18 protein-coding genes are annotated in these 21,697 nt (G+C 42.8%); 8 read left to right on the forward strand and 10 right to left on the reverse strand.

Annotation, left to right across the window (positions count from 1 at the left end; genetic code table 11):
• Positions 1–27 precede the first annotated feature (27 nt).
• From L8S15_RS16810 to L8S15_RS16820, 3 genes are read left to right on the forward strand one after another with little or no spacing between them, the layout of a single operon-like run.
• Positions 28–738, forward strand: a complete 711-nt coding sequence (locus L8S15_RS16810; RefSeq protein WP_010428552.1) for a response regulator transcription factor — start codon at positions 28–30, stop codon at positions 736–738.
• Positions 735–1,988: a HAMP domain-containing sensor histidine kinase gene (locus L8S15_RS16815; protein ID WP_016794937.1), complete on the forward strand. Its 1,254-nt coding sequence runs from the start codon at positions 735–737 to the stop codon at positions 1,986–1,988. Before L8S15_RS16810 ends, L8S15_RS16815 begins: the two co-directional genes overlap by 4 nt.
• The gene (locus L8S15_RS16820) at positions 1,988–2,596 is read left to right on the forward strand and encodes a class I SAM-dependent methyltransferase (RefSeq protein ID WP_016789409.1); all 609 of its coding nucleotides are present in this window, start codon (positions 1,988–1,990) and stop codon (positions 2,594–2,596) included. The genes L8S15_RS16815 and L8S15_RS16820 overlap by 1 nt, the downstream gene beginning before the upstream one ends.
• Before the next feature lie 151 nt (positions 2,597–2,747).
• Here the strand turns inward: L8S15_RS16820 and L8S15_RS16825 are convergent, their stop codons facing one another.
• Positions 2,748–3,896 (reverse strand): DUF3541 domain-containing protein, encoded by a 1,149-nt coding sequence (locus tag L8S15_RS16825; RefSeq protein WP_010428558.1) that lies wholly within the window; start codon positions 3,894–3,896, stop codon positions 2,748–2,750.
• Positions 3,897–4,181: 285 nt separating this feature from the next.
• On the opposite strand from L8S15_RS16825, the gene L8S15_RS16830 reads away from it, so the two are divergent.
• The gene (locus L8S15_RS16830; protein ID WP_010428560.1) at positions 4,182–5,537 is read left to right on the forward strand and encodes a diguanylate cyclase; all 1,356 of its coding nucleotides are present in this window, start codon (positions 4,182–4,184) and stop codon (positions 5,535–5,537) included.
• A 161-nt stretch (positions 5,538–5,698) separates the two neighbouring features.
• On the forward strand, positions 5,699–7,315 hold the full coding sequence (locus L8S15_RS16835) for a DEAD/DEAH box helicase (RefSeq protein WP_016769118.1): 1,617 nt from the start codon (positions 5,699–5,701) through the stop codon (positions 7,313–7,315).
• Between the two features lie 564 nt (positions 7,316–7,879).
• Here the strand turns inward: L8S15_RS16835 and L8S15_RS16840 are convergent.
• Complete coding sequence (locus L8S15_RS16840) at positions 7,880–9,409, reverse strand: DUF3612 domain-containing protein (RefSeq protein ID WP_080572690.1); 1,530 nt, start codon at positions 9,407–9,409, stop codon at positions 7,880–7,882.
• Between the two features lie 169 nt (positions 9,410–9,578).
• Here L8S15_RS16840 and L8S15_RS16845 point away from each other — a divergent pair, with 169 nt between their 5' ends.
• The gene (locus tag L8S15_RS16845) at positions 9,579–10,175 is read left to right on the forward strand and encodes a malate synthase (RefSeq protein ID WP_016789414.1); all 597 of its coding nucleotides are present in this window, start codon (positions 9,579–9,581) and stop codon (positions 10,173–10,175) included.
• Positions 10,176–10,360: 185 nt separating this feature from the next.
• Here L8S15_RS16845 and L8S15_RS16850 read toward each other — a convergent pair whose 3' ends face one another.
• The 6 genes from L8S15_RS16850 to L8S15_RS16875 form a co-directional block, all read right to left on the reverse strand.
• A complete protein-coding gene (locus L8S15_RS16850; protein WP_010428574.1) occupies positions 10,361–11,377 on the reverse strand; it encodes a GGDEF domain-containing protein in 1,017 nt (338 codons plus the stop codon).
• Between the two features lie 521 nt (positions 11,378–11,898).
• On the reverse strand, positions 11,899–12,111 hold the full coding sequence (locus L8S15_RS16855; protein ID WP_004730009.1) for a cold-shock protein: 213 nt from the start codon (positions 12,109–12,111) through the stop codon (positions 11,899–11,901).
• Between the two features lie 363 nt (positions 12,112–12,474).
• Positions 12,475–13,752: a cytosine deaminase gene (locus L8S15_RS16860; RefSeq protein WP_010428579.1), complete on the reverse strand. Its 1,278-nt coding sequence runs from the start codon at positions 13,750–13,752 to the stop codon at positions 12,475–12,477.
• Between the two features lie 9 nt (positions 13,753–13,761).
• Complete coding sequence (gene codB / locus L8S15_RS16865) at positions 13,762–15,000, reverse strand: cytosine permease (RefSeq protein ID WP_010428581.1); 1,239 nt, start codon at positions 14,998–15,000, stop codon at positions 13,762–13,764.
• A gap of 745 nt (positions 15,001–15,745) precedes the next feature.
• The gene (locus tag L8S15_RS16870) at positions 15,746–16,969 is read right to left on the reverse strand and encodes an HlyD family secretion protein (RefSeq protein WP_016785078.1); all 1,224 of its coding nucleotides are present in this window, start codon (positions 16,967–16,969) and stop codon (positions 15,746–15,748) included.
• Positions 16,963–17,313 carry an MFS transporter gene (locus tag L8S15_RS16875; RefSeq protein WP_010428586.1) on the reverse strand — a complete coding sequence of 117 codons (351 nt, stop codon included), beginning with the start codon at positions 17,311–17,313 and terminating at the stop codon, positions 16,963–16,965. Before L8S15_RS16875 ends, L8S15_RS16870 begins: the two co-directional genes overlap by 7 nt.
• Before the next feature lie 133 nt (positions 17,314–17,446).
• On the opposite strand from L8S15_RS16875, the gene L8S15_RS16880 reads away from it, so the two are divergent.
• Complete coding sequence (locus L8S15_RS16880; protein WP_010428587.1) at positions 17,447–18,454, forward strand: AraC family transcriptional regulator; 1,008 nt, start codon at positions 17,447–17,449, stop codon at positions 18,452–18,454.
• Positions 18,455–18,466: 12 nt separating this feature from the next.
• Here L8S15_RS16880 and L8S15_RS16885 read toward each other — a convergent pair whose 3' ends face one another.
• Positions 18,467–19,390, reverse strand: a complete 924-nt coding sequence (locus tag L8S15_RS16885; protein WP_016769123.1) for an urea transporter — start codon at positions 19,388–19,390, stop codon at positions 18,467–18,469.
• Between the two features lie 79 nt (positions 19,391–19,469).
• Positions 19,470–20,129, reverse strand: coding sequence for a pyridoxamine 5'-phosphate oxidase family protein (locus tag L8S15_RS16890; protein WP_016785079.1), 660 nt, complete (start codon positions 20,127–20,129; stop codon positions 19,470–19,472).
• A 90-nt stretch (positions 20,130–20,219) separates the two neighbouring features.
• Between L8S15_RS16890 and L8S15_RS16895 the strand changes: the two genes are divergently transcribed.
• On the forward strand, positions 20,220–21,680 hold the full coding sequence (locus tag L8S15_RS16895) for a PLP-dependent aminotransferase family protein (RefSeq protein WP_280574304.1): 1,461 nt from the start codon (positions 20,220–20,222) through the stop codon (positions 21,678–21,680).
• Positions 21,681–21,697 lie beyond the last annotated feature (17 nt).

The raw sequence follows: 21,697 nt of genomic DNA on the forward strand, positions 1-21,697 counted from the left end.
CTACAAACAATAATAGAGGTCGTCACGATGGCAGAATCCGTCACCAATAAACTCACAGATAAGCTCCAATTGCTTTTGGTTGAAGATGACCTCGATTTGGCTACTGCGGTTATTGATTACTTAGATTTGGAAGATATTCAATGCGACCACGCGGCGAATGGATTAGCTGGGCTCAATCTCATCGAAACAAACCGCTATGATGCGGTGATCCTCGATCTTAACCTGCCTAAAATGAACGGATTGCAAGTCTGTGAAAACCTGAGAACGCAAGGTATTGATACGCCTGTATTGATGCTCACAGCGCGGGATACCCTAGACGACAAGCTGATCGGCTTTTCCAAAGGGGCCGATGATTATTTAGTGAAGCCATTTGCGATGGAAGAGCTGATTGTTCGAGCGCAAGTCTTGGCCAAACGACGCAGTGGGCAGGTAAGTCGTTTATCCGTTTGCGACTTAGAAATCGACCTTAAACAACATCAAGCTTATCGTGCCAATTCTCCTTTAAAGCTTTCACCGACCGCATTGAAAATATTAGAGATCTTGATGCGCTCTAGTCCTACCCCAGTTTCACGAGAGACGATAATGCAAGGGGTGTGGGGGGACGAACAACCGGACAGCAACAGCTTAAAAGTACATATCTTTAATCTGCGCAAACAAGTGGATAGCGAGCAAGAGAATAAATTACTGCATACTATTGCTGGCAAAGGGTTTGCGATTAAGGAGTTACCTGAAAGATGAAGATTAGGCCAAGTTTAAGAATCTACGTCCTGCTGGCGATTTTGGTTACTGGAGTGACGACCATTCTGGTGCTATCGGCGTTGAGCATCAATTACTTTATTTCTGGGATGGATGTGGCTATGCGTGGCTCTATGATTGCTCAAGCTCAGCAAGAGGCAGTTAAGCCAGGTGAGCCAATGACCAATCAAGAGTTTACGGTTGCTACGCGCTGGAGCGATTTACCGCAAGGTATTCGAACTCATATTGAGCAGAGTAACGTTGAGTTAAACGTCATCTCGAAAAAGATTCTTGGCAAGTCGATATTTGCACCGCCAAAAGAAGGTTACTTTGTCATGAAGGTGATGAAGGGAGACGAAGTGCGTTACGTTTCGGCTGTGTTTGACCAAAGACAAGACCACTTTTTAGAAGACAAAGCATTGCCTCATTTTGTGACGATTTTTCTGACGGCGTTAGCCGCGATTATTCTGTTTTTTGCCATTTTAGTTTTGATACTACGAAAGGTAGCATCGCCCGTTGAACAACTAAAAAATTGGGCTAAATTGTTAGATAAAGATAACCTCTGCGAACCTACACCAGATTTTCATTTTAGTGAGTTGAATACTTTGGCAAATATCATTCGCGACAGCTTAAGTTCAGTTCAGAGTGGTTTAGAACGAGAGCAGAAGTTTTTAGGCTATGCCAGCCACGAGCTGCGCACGCCGATTGCAGTCACAAGAACCAATAGCGAACTGCTAGAGAAGTTGATTAAAAAGGGCAAGAGCCAAGAAAAGCAGCTTGAAGTGATAGACCGAATCAAGCGTGCAGGCTTTACCATGACAGATTTAACTGAAACCTTGTTGTGGCTAACCCGACAGCAAAATAAAGACCTACCAGTTGAGCACATACATCTTGGCGAATTGCTGCGACAGATAAACTACGACTTAACCTATCTATTAAATGGAAAAGCTGTGGTTGTAAACCTTGAAAGCGACGACACGCACTGCCAGTTACCTGTTGGGCTTACTCGCATTGTGCTGACTAACTTAATCCGAAATGCATTCCAACACACTGGCAGCGGTACTGTGCGTATTGTTCAATCAGGCTCAAAAGTCACCATCGTTAACCACAATACCGATGGCACAATCGAAGATAATCATTTGGGCTTTGGCCTAGGTCTGGAGTTAACTGAAAAGCTTCTGGCACAATATCAATGGCAATACCACAACCAAGAACAGGCTGGTGGACGTGAAGTGTGGGTGGATTTCTCATAATGCATTGGCTTGATCGTTTTAAAGTGTTTCGTTATCACCGAAAACAGACCCATCGTTGGAAAGGTAACAAGGCAAAGTCTTTGGGATGGACCAGCGAAGAGAGCCAACTGTGTCGCTTTGAAGTTATTGCGCGTTCGGCAGACTTTGAGAAAAAGAGTGTTTTAGATTTAGGTTGTGGCTATGGAGAGTTGTTTGAACTGCTTGATAGCATCTATCGAATTCGCTCATACACAGGCGTTGATCAACATACCGATTTTTTAAATAAGGCCAAGCAAAATTACACAGAACAACGCTGCGAGTTTTTATCGGGTGACATGAGCAAGATGAACCTCGAGCCACACGATATGGTTATCGCCAGTGGCTCATTGAACTACATCTCTCGTGATACAGATTACCTAACCAATATGATCACTCGTATGTTTGGATTAGCGAATCAGACTGTGATTTTTAACCTTCTCAATTCAAGTCAATATCCATCTCGCAATACCTTGATGAGTTACCACCCTGATGGCGTATATCGTTTCTGTAAAACGCTTTGTGATGATGTCTCGTTAATAGAGGGATACGCAGAAGGGGATTTCACGATAGTGATGAACAAAAGCGTATGATGACCTTAATATGAGCCAAAGCAACCACCTGAAATAGACAAAAGCCGCAAACCTAAAGAAGGGTGCGGCTTTTTGGGCTATTTAGACCAACTTATCTGTTACCGTTAACTTAACGAATGTTATTTAGCAAACGTAAATTCATCAACAGTCGTTATTGACTCAGTGGTTTGTTTTCTACGAGCCCATAAGGGATATTACTAAACACCTTAGGGTTGCCTTTTAGGGTTGGCGCTTCGTTTACTTGCTGCCAGTCGAGTAACATGATCGCCAGCACGTTGCGGTGTTCACCGTATTCAAGATCAAAATCACCAGTGATCGAAGGGATCATACCGCGTTGCTTGTCGATAGCGGATTGTATTGCGAGACGTGTTTTCTCAACAACGGGATCATTTTCTAAGCCTGCCAATAAGAAAGTTAACCCAACCTCAGCAATCACATCTTCTTTAGCACGTAGCAAAATCGTATCAATGTTCTCTCTGAAGTAATCGTAGATCCATTGATGTTCTTGTTCACTCACTTGGTGTTGATAGTACTCTGAGTCACCAAAGATCACGTGTGTCATGCCATAGAGTTTATTGCCGTACTGCTGGGTCGAAAGCTTCTTATCTTGCTCATCTGGGTAGGCCTTTTTGAAGGTATCGATGAACTGCTCGACAACATCTTGCTCTCCTAGTTGGCGTAGCCAATAGACCTGATTAGCTAATTGGGCAGCCCACGCTTTAATCATGTCTTCATTGGTCACGTATCGTGAGAAGTCATAACGACGAATGATTTCACGCAGCTCGGCATCATTGTTGTGTTCTAAACCGTATTCATTGGCTCGCGCCATAGAGCCTAGAAGGTCAACGCCAAGATAAAGGTATTCTGGCATGTGTTTGGTGATGTTGTAGCGTCGAACACTGCGCTCATCGTTATCGCCAACATAAGAAGCAACGCGCTTCTCTGAGTAGAGTACGATTTGCTCCATGGTATGAACGTCGTTCGATAGGGTGCTGAGTTTACTCGCTACACGTGCCATATCACTCCACACCGCAGCCGAATATTTATCGTCTAATGTTTGGCGATACATGCGCAGCCCGTAGTGACCTTCTTTGAAGGCGGGCAGGGTGTAAAGTTGAGTTTCGTATGTAGTGCGAATGAGGTCAGCTGATTGCTTAAAAGATTCTTTCTGAGATTGGAGATCATCAGCTTGGTATTGAGTCTCTGTTGCGCTTGGTTCCTGAAGCGTTTCCTGTGCGTGAACCGCAATTGCAAAGGAGGCTGATAACAAAGTGCATAGGGTTATGGTTTTTAACTTCATGTCGTAAGGTACCAAGCTGATTAATAGTACAAGTAAAATAACATTGATGAATCCTTTAATGTAAGGTTTGGGTCAATACAATGTAAGCTTTATAAGGTTCATTGAGGATTTTTGATTTAACAACCGGAGTGACTAATTGGCTTATCAGTGATGAATGACTCAATAATGAGTGGAGACTGGACGCTAAATGTGGATTTTTAACGACTTGACGGCATACTTGAAGAGTAAGCCAGAAATGAGCCAGTTAAAGGCAGTAAACAGAACAAAAGTGTTAGAGGTTCGTGAATGCCAAGTCGTTCTAGCAAGCAGTGGCCTGCCAAATTATTATCTTTGTTGTTTTTCTTGTTGGTTGTGAGCGCCATAGAGTTCTTTCACACCAAACAGTTAGTCTTCCTACAAAATGAATCCTATTCCGAGGCAAAGAGGCAGCTCTCTATTATCCGATCTCGCATAGAAGCGACGATCGTTTCCGATATGTATATTCTCAATAGCTTATCAACCCTTGTATCCGTAAACCCTAATAGCGACCAAAAAGACTGGGAGCAAATTGCGCAAAATATTATTCGAGATGGTTTCCATATTCGATTGATAGCTTTAGCTGAAGATGATGTTCTAAATTTCGTTTATCCAATGGAAGGCAATGAACAAATCCTTGGCATTGACTATCGCGACCACCCAACCCAATGGGAATCGGTTGAAATTGCTCGTAATATCGGCAATACATTTATTGCTGGCCCATTTGAGTTGTTTCAAGGCGGCCAAGCCTTGATCACACGCACGTCTATCTTTAGAGATCCCCCTTTTAATCAAGACTATTGGGGAGTTTTGAGTGCCGTGATCGATTTAGATTCACTGCTCGAGGATGTTGGGGTCGATGGAATAGAAAATAAATATGAGTTTGCGATTTGTGGTGCAAATAGTATGGGCCAAGAGGGCGCTGTTTTCTATGGCAAAGAAGATGTGTTCAATAATGCCTTTACGACCGAGCAAGTAAATTTTCCATACGGTGGATGGTACCTTGCTTTATCTGGGAATGAGCATGTGCTTATGGATGTGCCTTGGTATCGTATCCATGGTGTTAGGCTTGTAGGCTACACTCTGATGCTTATTCTTGCGATTGCTTATATTATGATTTACCGGCTTTATCGCGTTGCGGATAGCCGATCAATGCATGATGAATTGACAATGTTGCCGAATCGACGCTATTTCATGTATAGCCTAAAGCAAGCATTTAAAACGGTTCAAAAACAGAGAACACAGACCTTTGCTGTGGTTAATATTGACCTCGATGGCTTTAAAGCGATTAACGATACTTATGGTCATGCAGCGGGCGACAAAGTTTTAATTGAATGTGCTAAACGGATAAAAAGTAAACTGCGCACCTCTGATATTGTTGCAAGAATAGGTGGGGATGAGTTCTTAGTGTTGTTGCCACGTATTATCGATGATCAACACGTGGCATCGATTACAAGTAAGCTACAAAGTGCGATTTGTGAAACTCCAGTCGTTTACGACGGGCACTCGATTTATCTCAGTATCAGTGTTGGTTGGGTAAGTTATAATGACAACTTCAATGATATAGATGGTCTATTGAAAGCTGCTGACGAAAAAATGTACCAACAGAAGCGCCAAGTCACCTAAGTTGAATCTGGTCTATGATTAGAATTTAGTTGCTGAAAGTGGGGAAAAGCCTCAGAATACCGCGCTTTGCTTCGTATCAATGATTTGATAAGCAAAAGCTGAAGCAACGCATTTTTATCGTGTTGCTCATACTAAATGTTATTCAACTGAGAAAATAATCTATGAGTTTTACCTCCCTTGGCCTTTCTGAACCGATCCTTAAAGCTATTGAAGCACAAGGTTACGATAAGCCATCACCAATCCAAGAGAAAGCCGTGCCTGCTGTCCTAACGGGCAAAGATGTTATGGCCGCTGCTCAAACAGGTACAGGTAAAACTGCAGGCTTCACGCTACCTATTCTTGAAATGTTATCAAAAGGCCCTCGCGTACGTCAGAACCAAGTTCGTGCGCTAGTGCTAACACCAACACGTGAGCTTGCTGCGCAAGTGAACGGCAGCGTAGTTAAATACGGTATTAATTTACCGCTTACTTCTACCGTTGTGTTTGGTGGCGTGAAAATTAACCCTCAGATGCAAAAATTGCGTAAAGGTAGTGATGTGCTGGTGGCAACACCAGGTCGTCTACTTGACCTATATAACCAAAATGCTGTGCGTTTTGACCAACTTGAAATTCTAGTGCTAGATGAAGCTGACCGTATGCTAGACATGGGCTTCATTCGTGATATCCGTAAAATCTTAGCATTTTTGCCTAAGAAGCGTCAGAACTTACTGTTCTCAGCGACTTTCTCTGATGATATCCGTAGCCTAGCAAAAGGCTTGGTGAACAATCCTGTTGAGATCTCGGTAAGCCCTGCAAACTCGACAGCGAAAACGGTTGAGCAAAGCATCTACCCAGTAGACAAAAAGAAAAAGAGCGCCATGCTAGCTAAGCTGATCAAAGATAACGATTGGCGACAAGTGTTGGTATTCAGCAAAACAAAACACGGTGCAAACAAGCTTGCTCGTTTCCTTGAAGAGCAAGACATCACAGCCGCTCCTATTCATGGTAACAAGAGCCAAGGTGCGCGTACTAAAGCCTTAGAGAACTTTAAAACAGGTAAAGTGCGAGTGCTTGTTGCGACCGATATAGCTGCTCGTGGTATCGATATCCCACAGCTACCTCAAGTGGTTAACTTCGATCTTCCGCATGTATCAGAAGACTATGTACACCGTATTGGTCGTACTGGCCGTGCTGGTGAAGTCGGTAAAGCAATTTCATTGGTGTGTGCTGATGAAGTGGGTGAGCTGTTCGGTATTGAACGCCTGATTCAACAGGTGCTAGAGCGTCGTGAACTTGAAGGTTTCTCCCCAGTAAATAAGTTACCTGAGTCTCGACTCGATTCTCGTCCAATTAAGCCTAAAAAACCGAAGAAGCCTCGTGAACATTCTGATGGCCAACGTTCAGGTGAGAACGCTCGCGGACATAAACCAGCAGGTAAAAACAAGCGTCATGTCTCTGGTTCAGGTTCTGCTCCTAAGCGTAAGCCAAATTCAGCTAAGAAGGCGACTGATGGCAATTCAGCCGTTGCAACGGATGATCAGTCAGTAAGAAATAATGGCAGTAACTATAAACGCGGTAATGCGGCTAACAAGCCTTCTGTGAATAACTCAGGTTCTCAAAGTACATTGGGTAAACCTAATGCTTCTGGTAAACCGAACAACTCTGGCAAGCCAGCAGGCGCAGGGAAACCTAAGAAGACAGGTTACGGTGGTAGCTATGGTTCAAATAAGCCTTCGGCGAATAAGCCAGCAGCGAATAAACCATCTAGAAGCCGTGCTAAGCCAGCACCTCAGAAATAGTTTTTCTTTGGTAAGTCGATAAGCAGATAGGTTATAATAAGATAAGTGTTGTAGAGGTTCTGTAACAAGAATTGCTTTTTAGGATAATTCTTGTTCATTAGTCACTTTCTGCTACTTAACTCAAATAAACGCGAATATTGAATTTCAATGTTCGCGTTTTTTTATGGGTGTTGTTTAACAAACTAGCAGGGATTTATTTGTGTTTAAAGTCATTGAATCTAAGGGAAATAAGGTATGTAGAGGAAGGTTAATAAATCTTTAATGGTTCATTAATAACAACATAATCACTAGCGTTTTTGTTGGTTTTTGCAATTTGCAATTTCAGTTTGCAAAACAAACAAGGATTTACGTCTAATACGTGTCCAGATGCGTAGAAAATACGGGTTTTTAAAGTTGGCACGCATAGTGCATTAGTATTAGTGACCCTTCTTAAGCCGAGGGTCACCTAGCCAACTGACGTTGTTAGTGAACCCTTATTGTTCACACAAAATATATGACCAATCACCCTTTTGTGATTGGTTTTTTTTTGCCTGAATTTTAGGTCCCATTTTTTGTTATTACTTTTTACTCCCCGCACTTCGAGTAACAGCTTGGTTGGCGCGGGCATTCTCCTCCTCTTGAGCAGATAAGCCTCGCCTCTGTCTCTATCCCACGTTCAATCCAATTTATATTTAGAATCTTGGCTATTGTCGTGAGATCTTTCTTGATGTTACGTGGGATAACCACAGAACCGCCGTTATTAACGCATGACGCTTTAAGTTGCTCTGCTATGTCTCTTGAATTACCGCCTTGAGCATCAATCGCAGGGTTGAGATCTATACCAGCACATAACACGCGATTGTTGCCGGCAGGATCCGTCATATTGATAGATTCACAGCAGTAGATCCTTGGCTCATCGCCCACATTCAAAATGGAGATTTGAGCCGAGCTTCCCGCTCGAGGTTCTGATAATCGACGGAATACAGCCCAATGTTGACATGGATCAGCCACCGTTCTCATATTTCCCCAAGGTAGCGGAATCCCGTTCCCGCGGTAAACTGCCTTGAGTTTCCCCGGCCCATAAGCATCAAAGTAGTGCCAGTGAGGGTAGGGCGATACTACCGTCATTCGACGCATCGCAACAGAGGGGGAAACCCCTGCTCTTTTGTGAACGTCGATTTCGTAACCAGTACGGTCGAGTAACTGCCTAAACGGGACTTTTGGGCACAACAATGCCCCAGCAAAGAAGCTGGATTCAAAATCTCGCCATGCTTGTAGAATATCTTGAGAGTTGAGCTGTGAAGATCCTGATACCTGGTTGTCGTCCCATGTGTTGTTGTTACCGACCGACAACACACTCTTTAGGCCTTCTTTGCTGTGCAGAATGCAATGGCCGATATAAACCGAGAGGTCGTATTTCAGACGGGTAGGGTACTCTTTAAGAATCTCGTTCAAGAAGATCGTACCGGGAGGCTCAAAAAACGAGGTGACTAACTGCTTGGCATTAATCCCTAGCTCATCAACAACGTCTTGTGGTGTACGAGTTACCCAGCGGATGTTGATTCCTAGGTTTCTAGCGATGTCTATAAGGTCTTCTACGCTGAGGTTAAGGCGTTTTAAGCCCACTTCCTCTGCGGCGCGCTCAAGGTCGGGGAAGTGGTTCTGGTTGCTCTCTTGGTGTGCCCTAATCAAGAGATGCGCAAACTGACGGCCCGAGATTCCCGTTTGTGACAGCATTTCAGGAATAGCAATTTGTAGGATGTCGTTGGAGAAAAGGAAACTAGGCTCAAGTGCCATGCCACTTATCCCACCACGATTCCCTTTATCAGGGGCAATGGCTTGTTGTTCAGATTCATCGTCGAGGAACCAGGTTGGGTTCTTCTGAAAGACCTGTGCTACCACCTCCAGCATATCAATGCTTGGAACCCGCTTTCCACGTTCAATCATTGAGAGGTAAGAAACGGAAGGTGCGTATTCTGGGTTGATTCTAATACAACGCGCAGACAGATCTTCCATCGTTAAATGGTTACGTTTTCTTAGGTTTCGTATTTTCGTACCCAGGAAGTGTGACTGACGAACTAAACTTTTTGACAAGGCCATATTTGTAAAATTCACATTGTAAAATTTTTGTTGTGAAATTGTATGTAAAAAAACGCTAATCTACAAACTAAGCAATTCACAAAATGACAAATAAATTAAACGTTAGTTTGGAATAATTGCTCTAGGACACATTTTTGCTGTAGAAATCGGTGGTTATCACCGGACTGGTCAAGAGGGAAAGACTATGAATATGCTGACATTCGATAAAACAGAAATCCAAAAACAATCAAAGCCATTTATCGCTGAAGCTGTCTTTGCCGTGGAGACAATCAGTGCCAACCAGCAAACTGAGAAGCAAGTGAAAGCGAAGCAACTGCTTGATAGACTTTTTCCGTTAGAGAACGGCTCACATCAAGATGTGACTAGCTACGTAGTCGATTACCGCCATATCATGGCTTACTTTAAAGATGGCCAGCACAGTGGCTTAAAGCACCCTAAACAGTTTGTAGCGTACATGGGTGAGAAGAATGACCCAGACTCTATCTTGTTCCGCGATGGTAGCGGAAGCCACTTAGAGGTGATGATTGGTTGCCATAAAGGAACGGGTTGTATTGAACTGGTTGAGATTAATGATATTCAACTTGAGTCTTGCACAACCTTTGGCCAGTCGCCAATGGAAGCTACGACCACAATGCGTGAAGAGACTATCGCAGCAATGCGCCACTGGATAAGTTTGATTCAAGGTGATGCGAAGGGTAAACCAAAGGCATGCAGTGAAGACAAAGAGTTCAGAGCAAAAAGTGGTGAAGATTACTGTCTAAATTATTGTTACCAAATCTAGTTACATGAAATAGGGTTGAGATAACTATAAAGTTAAAGCCAGTAGATAATCAATCGATACGTCTACTAACGAGAAAAGCCCCAAAGATTAACGCAGTAGTTAGTCTTTGGGGCTTTTTGATGCTCTTCTCAACGTATATTGATTAATGCTTCACTGGCTCTAGTTGAGATTTACTAGTGATAACCTTAAAGAGGCATGACTCGGTTACGGCCAAGTGATTTCGCTTCATAAAGTAATTTATCCGCGCGTTCAACTAATGACTGGGCTGATTCGCCTGGTTCAAGTTCAGCAACACCAAACGAAGCGGTAATATTACCAACCTGTTTTCCACTACGGCGATCTTTAATCGACAGCTTTTCTAGAGAACGTCGGTTGGTATCAGCAAGTTGGCGAGCTATGCGTAGTGATTTGTTTGGAACGATAAGAGCGAACTCTTCACCACCAAATCGGTATGCTGAAATACCTTCTCGGCAACTTAATTTCAATTTACGAGCAATTCCTTTAAGAACCATGTCACCAAACAAGTGGCCATACGTGTCATTGAAGTTTTTAAAATGATCGATGTCGAGCAGAATTAAACACAGAGATTGTTTCGCTTCACACAAGGTTTCTATATCACGGTCGAAAGACCGACGATTATAGAGCGTCGTTGTGCTGTCAAAAAGCGCATCTTTCTGTACTTCTACCAATTGGGTCTTCAGCTTGGTGATCTCTGACGTTGCAGAATTCAACTGAGAATTGAGAAATTGGGTCGAGTGACGGATATTCCGAGATTCTGAAACAAGTTGGCGAACCAAAGACATGACTTCATCGATAGACAAACTATCATTGTCAACACGAGCTAGATCCTCGAAGCTTTTATCGATCATATCGGAGAAAGCGGAGGTGTCAGTGAGCGTATCGTTCATCGAGTTCGAGACTTCAGAAACCAACAATTCTAAGTTTGCGCGAAGATCGTTGATGTTGGTTTCGGATTTGCTAGCAACATAATTGTTGTAAAGTTGCTCACCAATAGCTGGTGGGCAAATGCCGTAGCTTTCCAAAATACCATCCATGTCTTGAGTCAGCTGCGGGATAGCATTATCGACATAGGTGTACCAAAGTGCATAATTTGCAGGTGTGGTGGACACTCTGTTCTTCATCATAAGAGGTACCGCTTTTTTTAGATTAGCGGTGGATTTCTGAAATTCGTCTTTTTTCATTATTTTTACTGCAGATACCAAACTAACTCAAGCCACTTTCGGACAAGATTAGCGGATTTCGAAGGTCTTTGCTTCAAAAATTATATGATTAATGGATGAGGGTTGGATAAATTACTTATTTTTATTATGAATATCGATTGCGCATTGATAAATGGCAGGTAATGGATTGTTCTTTAACCATATTTTGGGTTGATTTTTTTGAACGAAGATTGGGTTTTTATAAAATTACAAGTGAATATGAGTGTTGTAATACTTCAATGATTCTCACTAAGTGACGTTTAGAAGCTATGTCCGAATAGTAGACGCCTAATACCAATCAAACTAAATAATGGGTCATCCTAGCTTGTTAAAACACTCGATAACATCGCTAGAAATTTTGATTGATGAAGTTTGACTCGTTAGGTATATACCGATTTAAACTTACATCGAAGGAAGGACAAAGATAGGGGAGATTTATAAGCAGACATAAAAAAGCGCCGATAAAAATCAGCGCTTTAAAATTCTTTTTAGCTAAAAGCTAATTATTGAGCAACAACGTTTGCTGCTTGTAGGCCTTTTTGACCGTTTTCAACTTCGAAAGAAACCTTTTGGCCTTCTTTCAGAGTTTTGAAGCCTTCTGAAGCGATTGCACGGAAGTGTACGAATACGTCAGCACCGCCGTTGTCTTGAGAAATGAAACCGAAACCTTTCTCTTCGTTAAACCATTTTACAGTGCCAGTATTTGTGTTAGACATAATTTGTCCCTTATTCATAAATTTTCTAAATTGTTGATTGCATTACTGCAATGCGCTGATAATTGAATTATTTAATATTGCTAAGAAATAAGGAAAAACTACTTACAAAAACGGGTAACGATTTTACATGTCATTTTTTACTATTCATCTAACTTAAATAACTCCGGCTAACAGAGCGAGTGCATGTTAACACAGTCTTTCCGATTGTACACTCATTGATTGATAAATCATCGAGTTTTTTTGTCATGTTGTGCCAACCGACATAAACTACCCTCAATAGCTGATAGTTTTATAGGGTTTTGCTGCAGTGACAAAGTAAAAAGGAAGCCTGTAGCTTCCTTTTCATCATTAGTATAGACGATCTTAACGTTTGAAGTTGATATCTTCGATTTGATCTAAGTTAATTTTTGTTTTTGCAGGTTGCGTTTCAGCAATTACCTTGCCGTGTCGAACTGAGTATTGAACTGGTACTTGGCGACGAACAGCATCAAAGCCATTGTCAGCAGGCAAGATCAGAAGGCTACCTGGTTTACCTTGTTCAATACCGTAGTTGTTTTGAATGTTTAGAGTACGAGCTGAGTTCTTGCTGATCAAATCAAGTGAGGTATTGATTTGGTCATAGCCCATAACTTGTGTTACGTGCAGCCCCATATGCAAAACTTGAAGCATATTTGCTGTGCCAAGCGGGTACCATGGGTCAAACACATCATCGTGGCCAAAACAAACGTTGATGTTTGCTGCTAGCATCTCTTTCACACGAGTCACGCCACGGCGTTTTGGGTAATCGTCGAAACGGCCTTGTAAGTGAATGTTCACTAACGGGTTTGCTACGAAATTGATACCAGACATCTTCAATAGACGGAACAGACGAGACGCGTAAGCACCGTTGTAAGAACCCATCGCCGTTGTGTGGCTTGCTGTTACCTTTTCACCCATCTCAAATTTATGAGCAAGGGCTGCCAGTGTTTCAACAAAACGAGATTGTTCGTCGTCGATTTCGTCACAGTGAACGTCGATCAGACAGTCGTACTTGCGTGCAAGCTCGAACACGTAATGCAGAGATTCAACACCGTATTCACGAGTGAATTCGAAGTGAGGGATAGCGCCAATAACGTCAGCGCCGATCTTCACTGCTTCTTCAAGCAACTCTTTGCCGTTAGGGTATGAAAGAATGCCTTCCTGAGGGAATGCAACGATCTGAATGTCGACCCACTCTTTCATCTCTTCACGAACTTCAACCATCGCTCTTAACGCAACTAACGTTGGGTCAGATACGTCAACGTGAGTACGCACGTGTTGAACACCGTTAGCGATCTGCCATTTCAGTGTTTGCTTCGCACGAGATTTAACGTCTTCAATTGATAGCAGTTCTTTGCGCTCAGCCCAACGCTCAATACCTTCAAACAAAGTGCCAGAGATGTTCCAGTTAGGCTCACCAGCGGTTTGAGTGGTATCTAGGTGGATGTGCGGTTCACAGAACGGTGTAACTGCAATGCCACCTTCAGCATCAAGAATGTCACCTTGATGATTAATTTGTGCGTCATTATCGAGAATGCGAGAAAATTGACCATTTTCAATCAGAATCTGTTTCAAGCCCTCTTGGTCTTGAAGTTTCGCGTTCTTGATTAATAAGGTTGTCATAGTGTGTCCTTAAGCGGCCTGAGATTTCAGAGCTTTTTTGTTCAATAGAGGATTAAGCACGAGGTAACTGATTGCACCACCTAACACTGCGTTCAAAGGAACAACGCCAGGAAGGAAATGACCAGCGGCTACGCCTGTTGCTACCGCGATAATGCCAGCCCAATTAACGGTTTGGAACTCTGCATTTGCAAAATCTTTGTAACGTTTACGATTCGCAAAGAAGTCGGCGATGATTACGCCACCAATTGGTGGAATCGCCAACGATAGGAAGGTTAGCCAACCTACGAAGTTGTTGTACAACCAAAGCGCGAAAATCGTACCGATGATGCCGTTAATGATAGACATTGTAGTACTTGAGCGACCAGTGATGTTAGATAAACCAAGGCCAGATGCATAAAGAGCGTTTTCATTGGTTGTCCAGATGTTCAAGCCAAGCACGATGATCGCTGGAAGCAGCAGCCCTTGTGCGATCATTACATCTGAAATGTCTGATTGGCCTGTTGCTGCTGCACCGGCTGCACCGAAGATAAACATCAGTGAGTTACCGATGAAGAATGCAACCATTGTGATTAATACTGCGCTCGCTGGCTTTTTACCAAAGCGAACAAAATCGGCCGTTAGCGTACCTGCACTAACAAATGAACCTACAACCATTGCTAAGGCCATTGAGAAGTCCATTGGAGTTTCTGGTTTAATCAGTTGTAGCTGTTCTAGTCCGCCAACGCTGTCTACCGCAGTCAACACTGAGTAACCACCTAGAATTGCAATCGCTGGAACAGCAATCGCTGAAAGCACCATTAGCGCTTTAATACCGAAGTACACCGTACCTGTCATCAAAAGGCCTGACACAATAATCAAAGTGTTGGTATCAATGCCCGTCGCTTTCTGTACTGGAATTGCGAACATCGCTACACCTACGCCAAACCAACCGACTTGTGTACCACCAAGTAGAGCAGAAGGAAGCCATGAGCCTTTTGTACCGAAAGAGAAACGAGCTAGGAGGTGAGTAGAGAGGCCAGTAGATGAGCCGATGTAGCCAAGAAAAGAAGTGTAAATACCAAGAATTAGGTTACCGATGAGAACGGCGAGGAAAAAATCGTTGAATGAGAGGCCTGTCCCGAGTGAACCACCTGTCCACATACTTGCAGAGAAGAAAGTGAGTCCAAGCATTACCATGGTGAGTGAAGCAACTCCTTTCCTAGCCGATGCTGGAACCGGCCCAAGACTGTAGTTATTATCCGCAGCCATCTTTTACCTCCGCAATTGATCAAAATTAAAAATAACGGTTGCCGTATTGCAGGCAAACGAGCGCATTATGGTGGTATAAATCACATAGTCAATGCTATTTTTGTCAATAGTTGTACGTCTGAGTAGGTTAACGAATTAATTATCTTATATAACATGGGGTTATTTTTTTTATTGTGCCATATAAATAAATAGAAAACGTTTTCTATAACGCATTACTTGTCTAATGTCGGGTGTTGGATGTTAATGTTGGTTATTATTATTTTGAATGGGTGTCTGTATATTTAGGAGGGGGGTTAATCAAACGACAGGCAAAAAAATAGCCAATCGCAATAACCGCAATTGGCTTATATATTTTGTGAACAAGAAAGGTTCACTAACAACGTCAGTTGGCTAGGTGACCCTCGGCTTAAGAAGGGTCAATATATACATTGCAGGTAGTGTGCCAACTTTTAAAACAGCATGAAACGGTTGTTTTATAGCAATTTGGTGCGTATTTGAGCGTTTTGTTCGCTTTTTTGGAATTCGATATCGCATTTTGCAATTGCAATTTGCAAGTGTTGGTCGTTTGGTCGCCAATAAGAGTAAACGGTAGAGGCGCTGAGGTTTCTGCATTTTTAAGTTCTTTTAGACCTTTATTAGATAGAATTTGTAGCCGAAAAAATAGAAAAAACTGAAAGTTAAAAAAACAGAAAGCCCGTAATATCTGAGAACGTACGGGCTTTCTTTTTTTGACTAATGAGGCGTGTTAGATGGAGTAAAAGAAGTATAGTTGAGACTTCATTCGAATGATGATTCCACGAATCACATCTAGGAAACCCATAAAGCTAATTGGCTTTTCACCGCTTACCCATGCTAGTCCAACAGAACCTACTGGTATATCGTAACCTTTCGCTTCATCAATTTTTAGACGGACAAAGTGATGCTTGTTCTGAAGGTTTCGACCTGTCGTTACACGAACTTGCTCATCGAGGCCTAGTAAGTTAGCTTGTGCTTCGCCTGTCGCTTCTACAATACCTTCTACGGTCGCAGAGAATATTTTCCCCGGGTATACGGCGGTAGAAAACTCTGCGGGTTGGCCAACCTTTACGTTACGAATCGCTTGGTGATTCACTCGCATCAATACATACTTTTCTTCGGTATACATTTGGATACGAGGCATCATTGAAACTCGCTGTCCTTCACGAAGGATAAAGTTTGTCACAAAGCCGTCGGTTGGAGCGGTTACCTTGGTGCTGTTCAGATCCCATTGTGCTTGTGCCAACGTAGCCTTTGCTGAATCGACTTCAGTTTGCTTTTTACTCACATTGGTTTCTGCTTTGTGGATGTTTAGTTTCGCATTTTCGGCATCGACTTCTTTTTTACTGAGCTGAGACTCTAGCGTTGTGACATTATGAGTTGCTAAGTCTACCTTTGCCGTTTGTTGGTCGATGTCAGTTTCAGTAATCGTATGTTCTACGACACTGTTTTGCTTCTGGTAACGATCAAGCGTTTTTGATTGCAGTACTAAGTCTGTTTTTGCTGATTCTATTTGTGCAATCGAAGCCTTGATGTCTTCAAGCGCTGATTGGTAACTGATTTTAGCAATACTAACTTCTTGATGAGCTGTGTCTAAAGCGACTTCCGTTGATTCAAGTTGAACACTTGCTTTGTCTCTTGCGATTACATATTTAGTGTCATCAATCTCATAAAGAAGCTGCCCTTCCATGACATCTTGGTTTGGACTGATGTGAACTTTAGTCGTTTTCCCTGTTACCGCTGTTGAGTCCGGACGTAACTGAATATGTGGAGACTGAACAACTGAACCACCCGACAGATCCATCGGAGTGTAGTTGATCAATCCAACCCACACGAACATCAACCATGACGTACCACCGAGATAAGCGAACGCCTTAGTGCCTTTGTTCCACGGCATGCCCACTAGTCTCAGTAAATAAATGAACAGTGCCCAAATAGCTAAACCTTCTAACATACTGGGTTCTCCTCATTTTTATCGTTTTGTTCTGGTTGAACGTCAGGTTTAGCTGGCGCTTTCCATGTGTCCCTCAGGTTAATAATGGCTTTTTCCATATCAACAAAGGCCAATATGACGGCAAGTACCCATACCCAATGCCAAATAAAACCAATCCATGTTAATGCGGTGATTAAGCCGAGTTGTTGATGCTCTTTACTGTGAGCTTTATTGATTGGTAATTCATGAACACGCCAGAATCCGTAACATGCAGCCGCGATAGTTGCGACTAATACAACGCCTGCTACGACGTGCAATGCGGTATCGGCACCGGTTCCGACAAATGGGACACTTAATAAACTCATTGATAAATCCTAAGCTAAATGATGCGCCGAGTGTGATGGACGTCGGATTTATAGGTTGTAAATTTACCAATTATTTCGATAATAGTGTTTATATGATTTGATCTATCATTAAACTTCTAGGGGGCAGCGACGAATGAACCATTGTAACTTCTTAAGAGCGTTAGGAATTTTGGGTATTTATCAGCATGCAGTGACGAATCCCATGGTTAATGTGGAGCGTTTAGGTATTCCTAAGTCGGTATTTAGTAACTCGATGAACCTCATTCCGGTGAATGAAGTTGATAAATGGTATGACTTGCTTGAACAGCAAACTAATGATCCGGATATCATATTGAAATTGGCCGATCGTGTCGATATTGAAAGATTAGGCCCGTTAACGAATTGGTTTTTTTCTGGTCACGATCTTGCGTCGACGATTCGTAGAGTCAACATCGGACTGCACTGTTTACAGTCGGGTGCTTTCTTATACGGTGCTCAAGTCGGGACCATGATTAAATGGTGCTACGACAATCCCGCTTACACGGAAACGGGCAAAGTACACGACTCAATAAGAGTGGCAATTTTCATTATGAAGATTTTGCGCCGTTATTTAGGGGATGATTTTAAACCTGTGGCGGTATCAATTGCCGGCCATCGAGATAACGTTGATCTTTACCATGAGTATTTCGGTTGCACGGTTCAATGGGGGCAGCCGCGTACAGAGGTTTGGATACGGAGTGAGTCTAGGTTATCCATTAATCAATCACCATCGAACAGTAAAACGAATCTGGCGATGAATTTTCATGACTTAGACAATTATCTCAATATGCCGGATGCTGGTGATGAACATAAGGTGACTTATGAGATGATCAATTATAGTCGTCATTTTGGTTTGCCTACCTTACATAAAGTTTCCAGTTTACTCGGTCTATCTGAACAGCAGTTCCAGCGACGATTACACAAATTGGGTGTTAACTTTTCTACCATAATGGGATACGCGTTAAGCAACGTGGCCGTGGAACTGTTGTTGTATTCAGTGCCGATAGAAGAAGTTGCAACGAGATTAGGTTATACCAATGTCGCGAGCTTTAATAGGATGTTCAAAAAACACCGAGGACTAACACCTAAGCAGTATATTGAACGTTTTGATAGTGAATGCTGATCATTACTTTTATTAGCCTTTGACTCGCTTTTGAAAGTGAGTGGTTAAATAAACGATAACCCAAGTACTAAGGATAAAAGGAGCCGTCAGCGGCAGTAGTGACAATTCATGAAAACCGAGTGTGATGAGGCTGCTCAAAAGAATGCCTAATAGGATTAACGGCCATGGGATTCGTGTATAAAGCACAAGCGCAAGAGTCGAAAGAATGGCATTGTACCCATAAAGACCTTGCTCAATTAGCGCGCCAGAAGCGCCAATTATATGGCTAAAAGCTGTGCTGAGAACGACCGAAGCAACGACCCACAGAGCATGTTTTAGGTTGTTAAGTGCGATGGCGATTAAGATAACTAGCCCCGACAATGCATTTTCGATAAAGCTGACTTGGCTGATCCCTTTTAAGAGCGGGATCACCACTGCTGACAAATTAAACCATGAACCTTGCTCAATACTGATTATTGGAACGAATACAGAGGTGGGGGTAGCAAAGGCCGATAGATCTAAGGTCGATTGGATAACATAAATTAGCCAAGATGTGAGGACAAAAGCGCTGGTGTAAGCGCGATACTTCTTAAAGCTGAATACAATGTTGGCTATGGGAACGGTGAGCAACGCGCCGAACACAGTGACTAGGACCAATAATGGTGTGACACCAAAAAAGTTACCGATAAACAAACCAATTAAAGCGCCATTTAATGCGTACATGCCGCTACTAATGTTGTCAACTGACTTGTTTGTGTTGCTGAAGGTAAATATATAAAAGACCAATGCATAACTGCAACTTGCACCAAGCAGGGTTAGGCAAGCCAGTGCCAGTGATTCAATAGAAATAGCAAGCAACAGCAGAAGTGACGTCATGACGGACGGTGTGAAATAGACTTGCCCAATACCATTGAGCAAGCCTTTAAGTGGGAGAGTGTCCTTATTCATCGTCATCATCTGATTACATTATTGAGTCATGTTAATTTTCTGTAAGTCAGATTGTATATAACTCCGTTCCGTTGACCATATTGGTGTGTTAATTTTGATACCAACGTTCGCCATAGGCTGCTTGATAATCTGGTTTTTCGATGAGGCCTTTCTGCTCGGGAACCGTTTCCAGTGGCCCTACAACGGTGCGATAAGGCAACACACCCGCCCAGACGGGAATATCCATATCAGTTTTATCATCATTTACACCATGTTTACCAATCTTCACGGATGCTTCCGTTAAAGGTATCGCCAATAACTCGGTCGCCTTGAGCTCTTTCTCATTACTGAGCCTGACTTCGCTGGTTCTTCCCGGTGCGATTTGCTCGATAAAGATATTCAACAAGCGATCCTTTTCATGATTGTCATCGATGACTGAGAATGACCCCAATACAACAGCAGAACGATAATGCGCGCTGTGATGAAATGCAGAGCGTGCTAGCACCCATCCATCAAACAAAGTGAACGTTAGGCAGGTTGGTTCTCCCTTTTTTAAGCCTTTTAATAATCGACTGTTTTTAGCGCCATGAATGTAGACCATGTCATCTACTCGCCATGCGAGCATCGGAATTATCATCGGACCTTGATCACCCTGTAATGCGATATGTGCGATTAAGCTCTCGTCGATGATTTGATGCAGTTTTTCTGTGTTAAATACGGCCTTGTGAGCCCCTTTCTTAATCGTTGTTCTTTTCGTGTTAGATAACATAATCGCTCCTTAATCATTGCCTTTTGATCAATGTATCGATTAACTGGTCTATTAAATAGAGCCACTTTTAAACACTATTTGGATCCAGTTATGCAGCCTATTTATGTCGGTGACCTACAGTTAAACGATCAACATGAAACTCGTCAAACCGCCTTGTTTCATGCAATCAGAGAGAAGATCGTTCAAAATTTATGGAGCAGAGGCTATAAGTTACCTTCAACGCGTAAATTGGCTATTGAGTTGTCTGTGAGCCGAAATACGGTGATTTACGCGTATGAACAGCTGGTCACAGAAGGCTATATCGAGAGCAAGAAAGGTTCAGGCTTTTATGTGTCGGTTGAGCAGCCAGAGTATTTCTTGAGTTTCTCTCAATCGAACGGTATTCAGAGTTCACATGATGTGAGTGCAGAGGTTGATATGCCAAGTAGCGCGCGAGTGACACCCAATGATATCAACCGAAGTTTTGCACCGGGAGTTCCTGACTTGAATGCTTTCCCTTTTACTAAGTGGCAAAGACTGTTACAACGCCACTCTGAGCGTCAGAGCATCGCGGGGAATCAAGACGTCCAGGGAAGTTTGGCATTGAGAGAAGCGTTGAGCGGTTACCTTGCAAGTAGCCGTTCAGTTCGCTGTCATGCCGATAGAATTATTATTACGGCAGGTGCGCAGCAAGCGATTTCAATAGGTTTAATGGCGACGTTGGAGGTGGGCGATAAGATTCTTATGGAAGAGCCTGGCTATCGACAAGTACATAAAATTGTTGATCTATTCAAGCTTGAATTGGATGGTGTGAGTGTCCGAGAAAAAGTTGGCCTTGATATTGAAAAAATACTCGCCAGCGATGCTAAGGCCTTGTATGTCACCCCCAGTAATCAATACCCGATGGGTACAACACTCAACACAGATCAGCGTTTAAAACTTATCGATTGGGCCAACAAACATGAGTCTTGGATCATTGAGGACGACTACGACAGTGAGTTTCAGTTTGCTCATCGCCCTTATACCAGTATGCAAGGCTTGGCAGGGAAACTGGGGTTTGATGATCGAATCATTTATGTTGGCTCGATGAGTAAGGTGATGTTCAATGGCCTTCGTTTAGGTTACTTGGTGGTACCAGAACAATTAGTTACTAAGTGTTTGGAGATTAAAGACGCGCTCAGTGGAGACACGGCCTCACATACGCAAGCAGCATTAGCTGATTTTGTTCGTGAAGGTGACTTATTAAGACATATCAGAAAGATGCGTCGTTTATACAAACTCAAATATGAAGCGATGATCGAGGCCATTGATAGCGAATTTAATGGTGATCTTGAGGTGGTCAGTCAAGCGGCAGGGCTACATGTTATGGTTAAATGGTTAAATGGGATATCAGAGCAAGAGTGGAGCCGTAAAGCAGAGCAAGAAAATATTGTGATTCGACCGTTTGATTTTTACGAATATGGATCGAGTGCTGGGCGTGATTGGAGCGCGGTGGTATTGGGTTTTGGCAACATCTCGTTAGATGATGTGAAGCCGAAGATCAAAGAGATCGCTCGGCTTTTTTATCAATAGTGCTCTGATTTTGACAT

The organism is Vibrio sp. S/42/10, assembly GCF_029890535.1.
Taxonomy (GTDB): domain Bacteria; phylum Pseudomonadota; class Gammaproteobacteria; order Enterobacterales; family Vibrionaceae; genus Vibrio; species Vibrio cyclitrophicus.

Bases quoted from the DNA above. Each gene is read 5' to 3' on its own strand.
- L8S15_RS16830 (WP_010428560.1), top strand. From the start codon at position 4,182: ATGCCAAGTCGTTCTAGCAAGCAGTGGCCTGCCAAATTATTATCTTTG.
- L8S15_RS16835 (WP_016769118.1), top strand. From the start codon at position 5,699: ATGAGTTTTACCTCCCTTGGCCTTTCTGAACCGATCCTTAAAGCTATT.
- L8S15_RS16825 (WP_010428558.1), bottom strand. From the start codon at position 3,896: ATGAAGTTAAAAACCATAACCCTATGCACTTTGTTATCAGCCTCCTTT.
- L8S15_RS16845 (WP_016789414.1), top strand. From the start codon at position 9,579: ATGAATATGCTGACATTCGATAAAACAGAAATCCAAAAACAATCAAAG.
- L8S15_RS16870 (WP_016785078.1), bottom strand. From the start codon at position 16,969: ATGTTAGAAGGTTTAGCTATTTGGGCACTGTTCATTTATTTACTGAGA.
- L8S15_RS16850 (WP_010428574.1), bottom strand. From the start codon at position 11,377: ATGAAAAAAGACGAATTTCAGAAATCCACCGCTAATCTAAAAAAAGCG.
- L8S15_RS16895 (WP_280574304.1), top strand. From the start codon at position 20,220: ATGCAGCCTATTTATGTCGGTGACCTACAGTTAAACGATCAACATGAA.
- L8S15_RS16880 (WP_010428587.1), top strand. From the start codon at position 17,447: ATGAACCATTGTAACTTCTTAAGAGCGTTAGGAATTTTGGGTATTTAT.
- L8S15_RS16810 (WP_010428552.1), top strand. From the start codon at position 28: ATGGCAGAATCCGTCACCAATAAACTCACAGATAAGCTCCAATTGCTT.
- L8S15_RS16815 (WP_016794937.1), top strand. From the start codon at position 735: ATGAAGATTAGGCCAAGTTTAAGAATCTACGTCCTGCTGGCGATTTTG.
- codB (WP_010428581.1), bottom strand. From the start codon at position 15,000: ATGGCTGCGGATAATAACTACAGTCTTGGGCCGGTTCCAGCATCGGCT.
- L8S15_RS16875 (WP_010428586.1), bottom strand. From the start codon at position 17,313: ATGAGTTTATTAAGTGTCCCATTTGTCGGAACCGGTGCCGATACCGCA.
- L8S15_RS16860 (WP_010428579.1), bottom strand. From the start codon at position 13,752: ATGACAACCTTATTAATCAAGAACGCGAAACTTCAAGACCAAGAGGGC.
- L8S15_RS16855 (WP_004730009.1), bottom strand. From the start codon at position 12,111: ATGTCTAACACAAATACTGGCACTGTAAAATGGTTTAACGAAGAGAAA.
- L8S15_RS16890 (WP_016785079.1), bottom strand. From the start codon at position 20,129: ATGTTATCTAACACGAAAAGAACAACGATTAAGAAAGGGGCTCACAAG.
- L8S15_RS16820 (WP_016789409.1), top strand. From the start codon at position 1,988: ATGCATTGGCTTGATCGTTTTAAAGTGTTTCGTTATCACCGAAAACAG.
- L8S15_RS16885 (WP_016769123.1), bottom strand. From the start codon at position 19,390: ATGATGACGATGAATAAGGACACTCTCCCACTTAAAGGCTTGCTCAAT.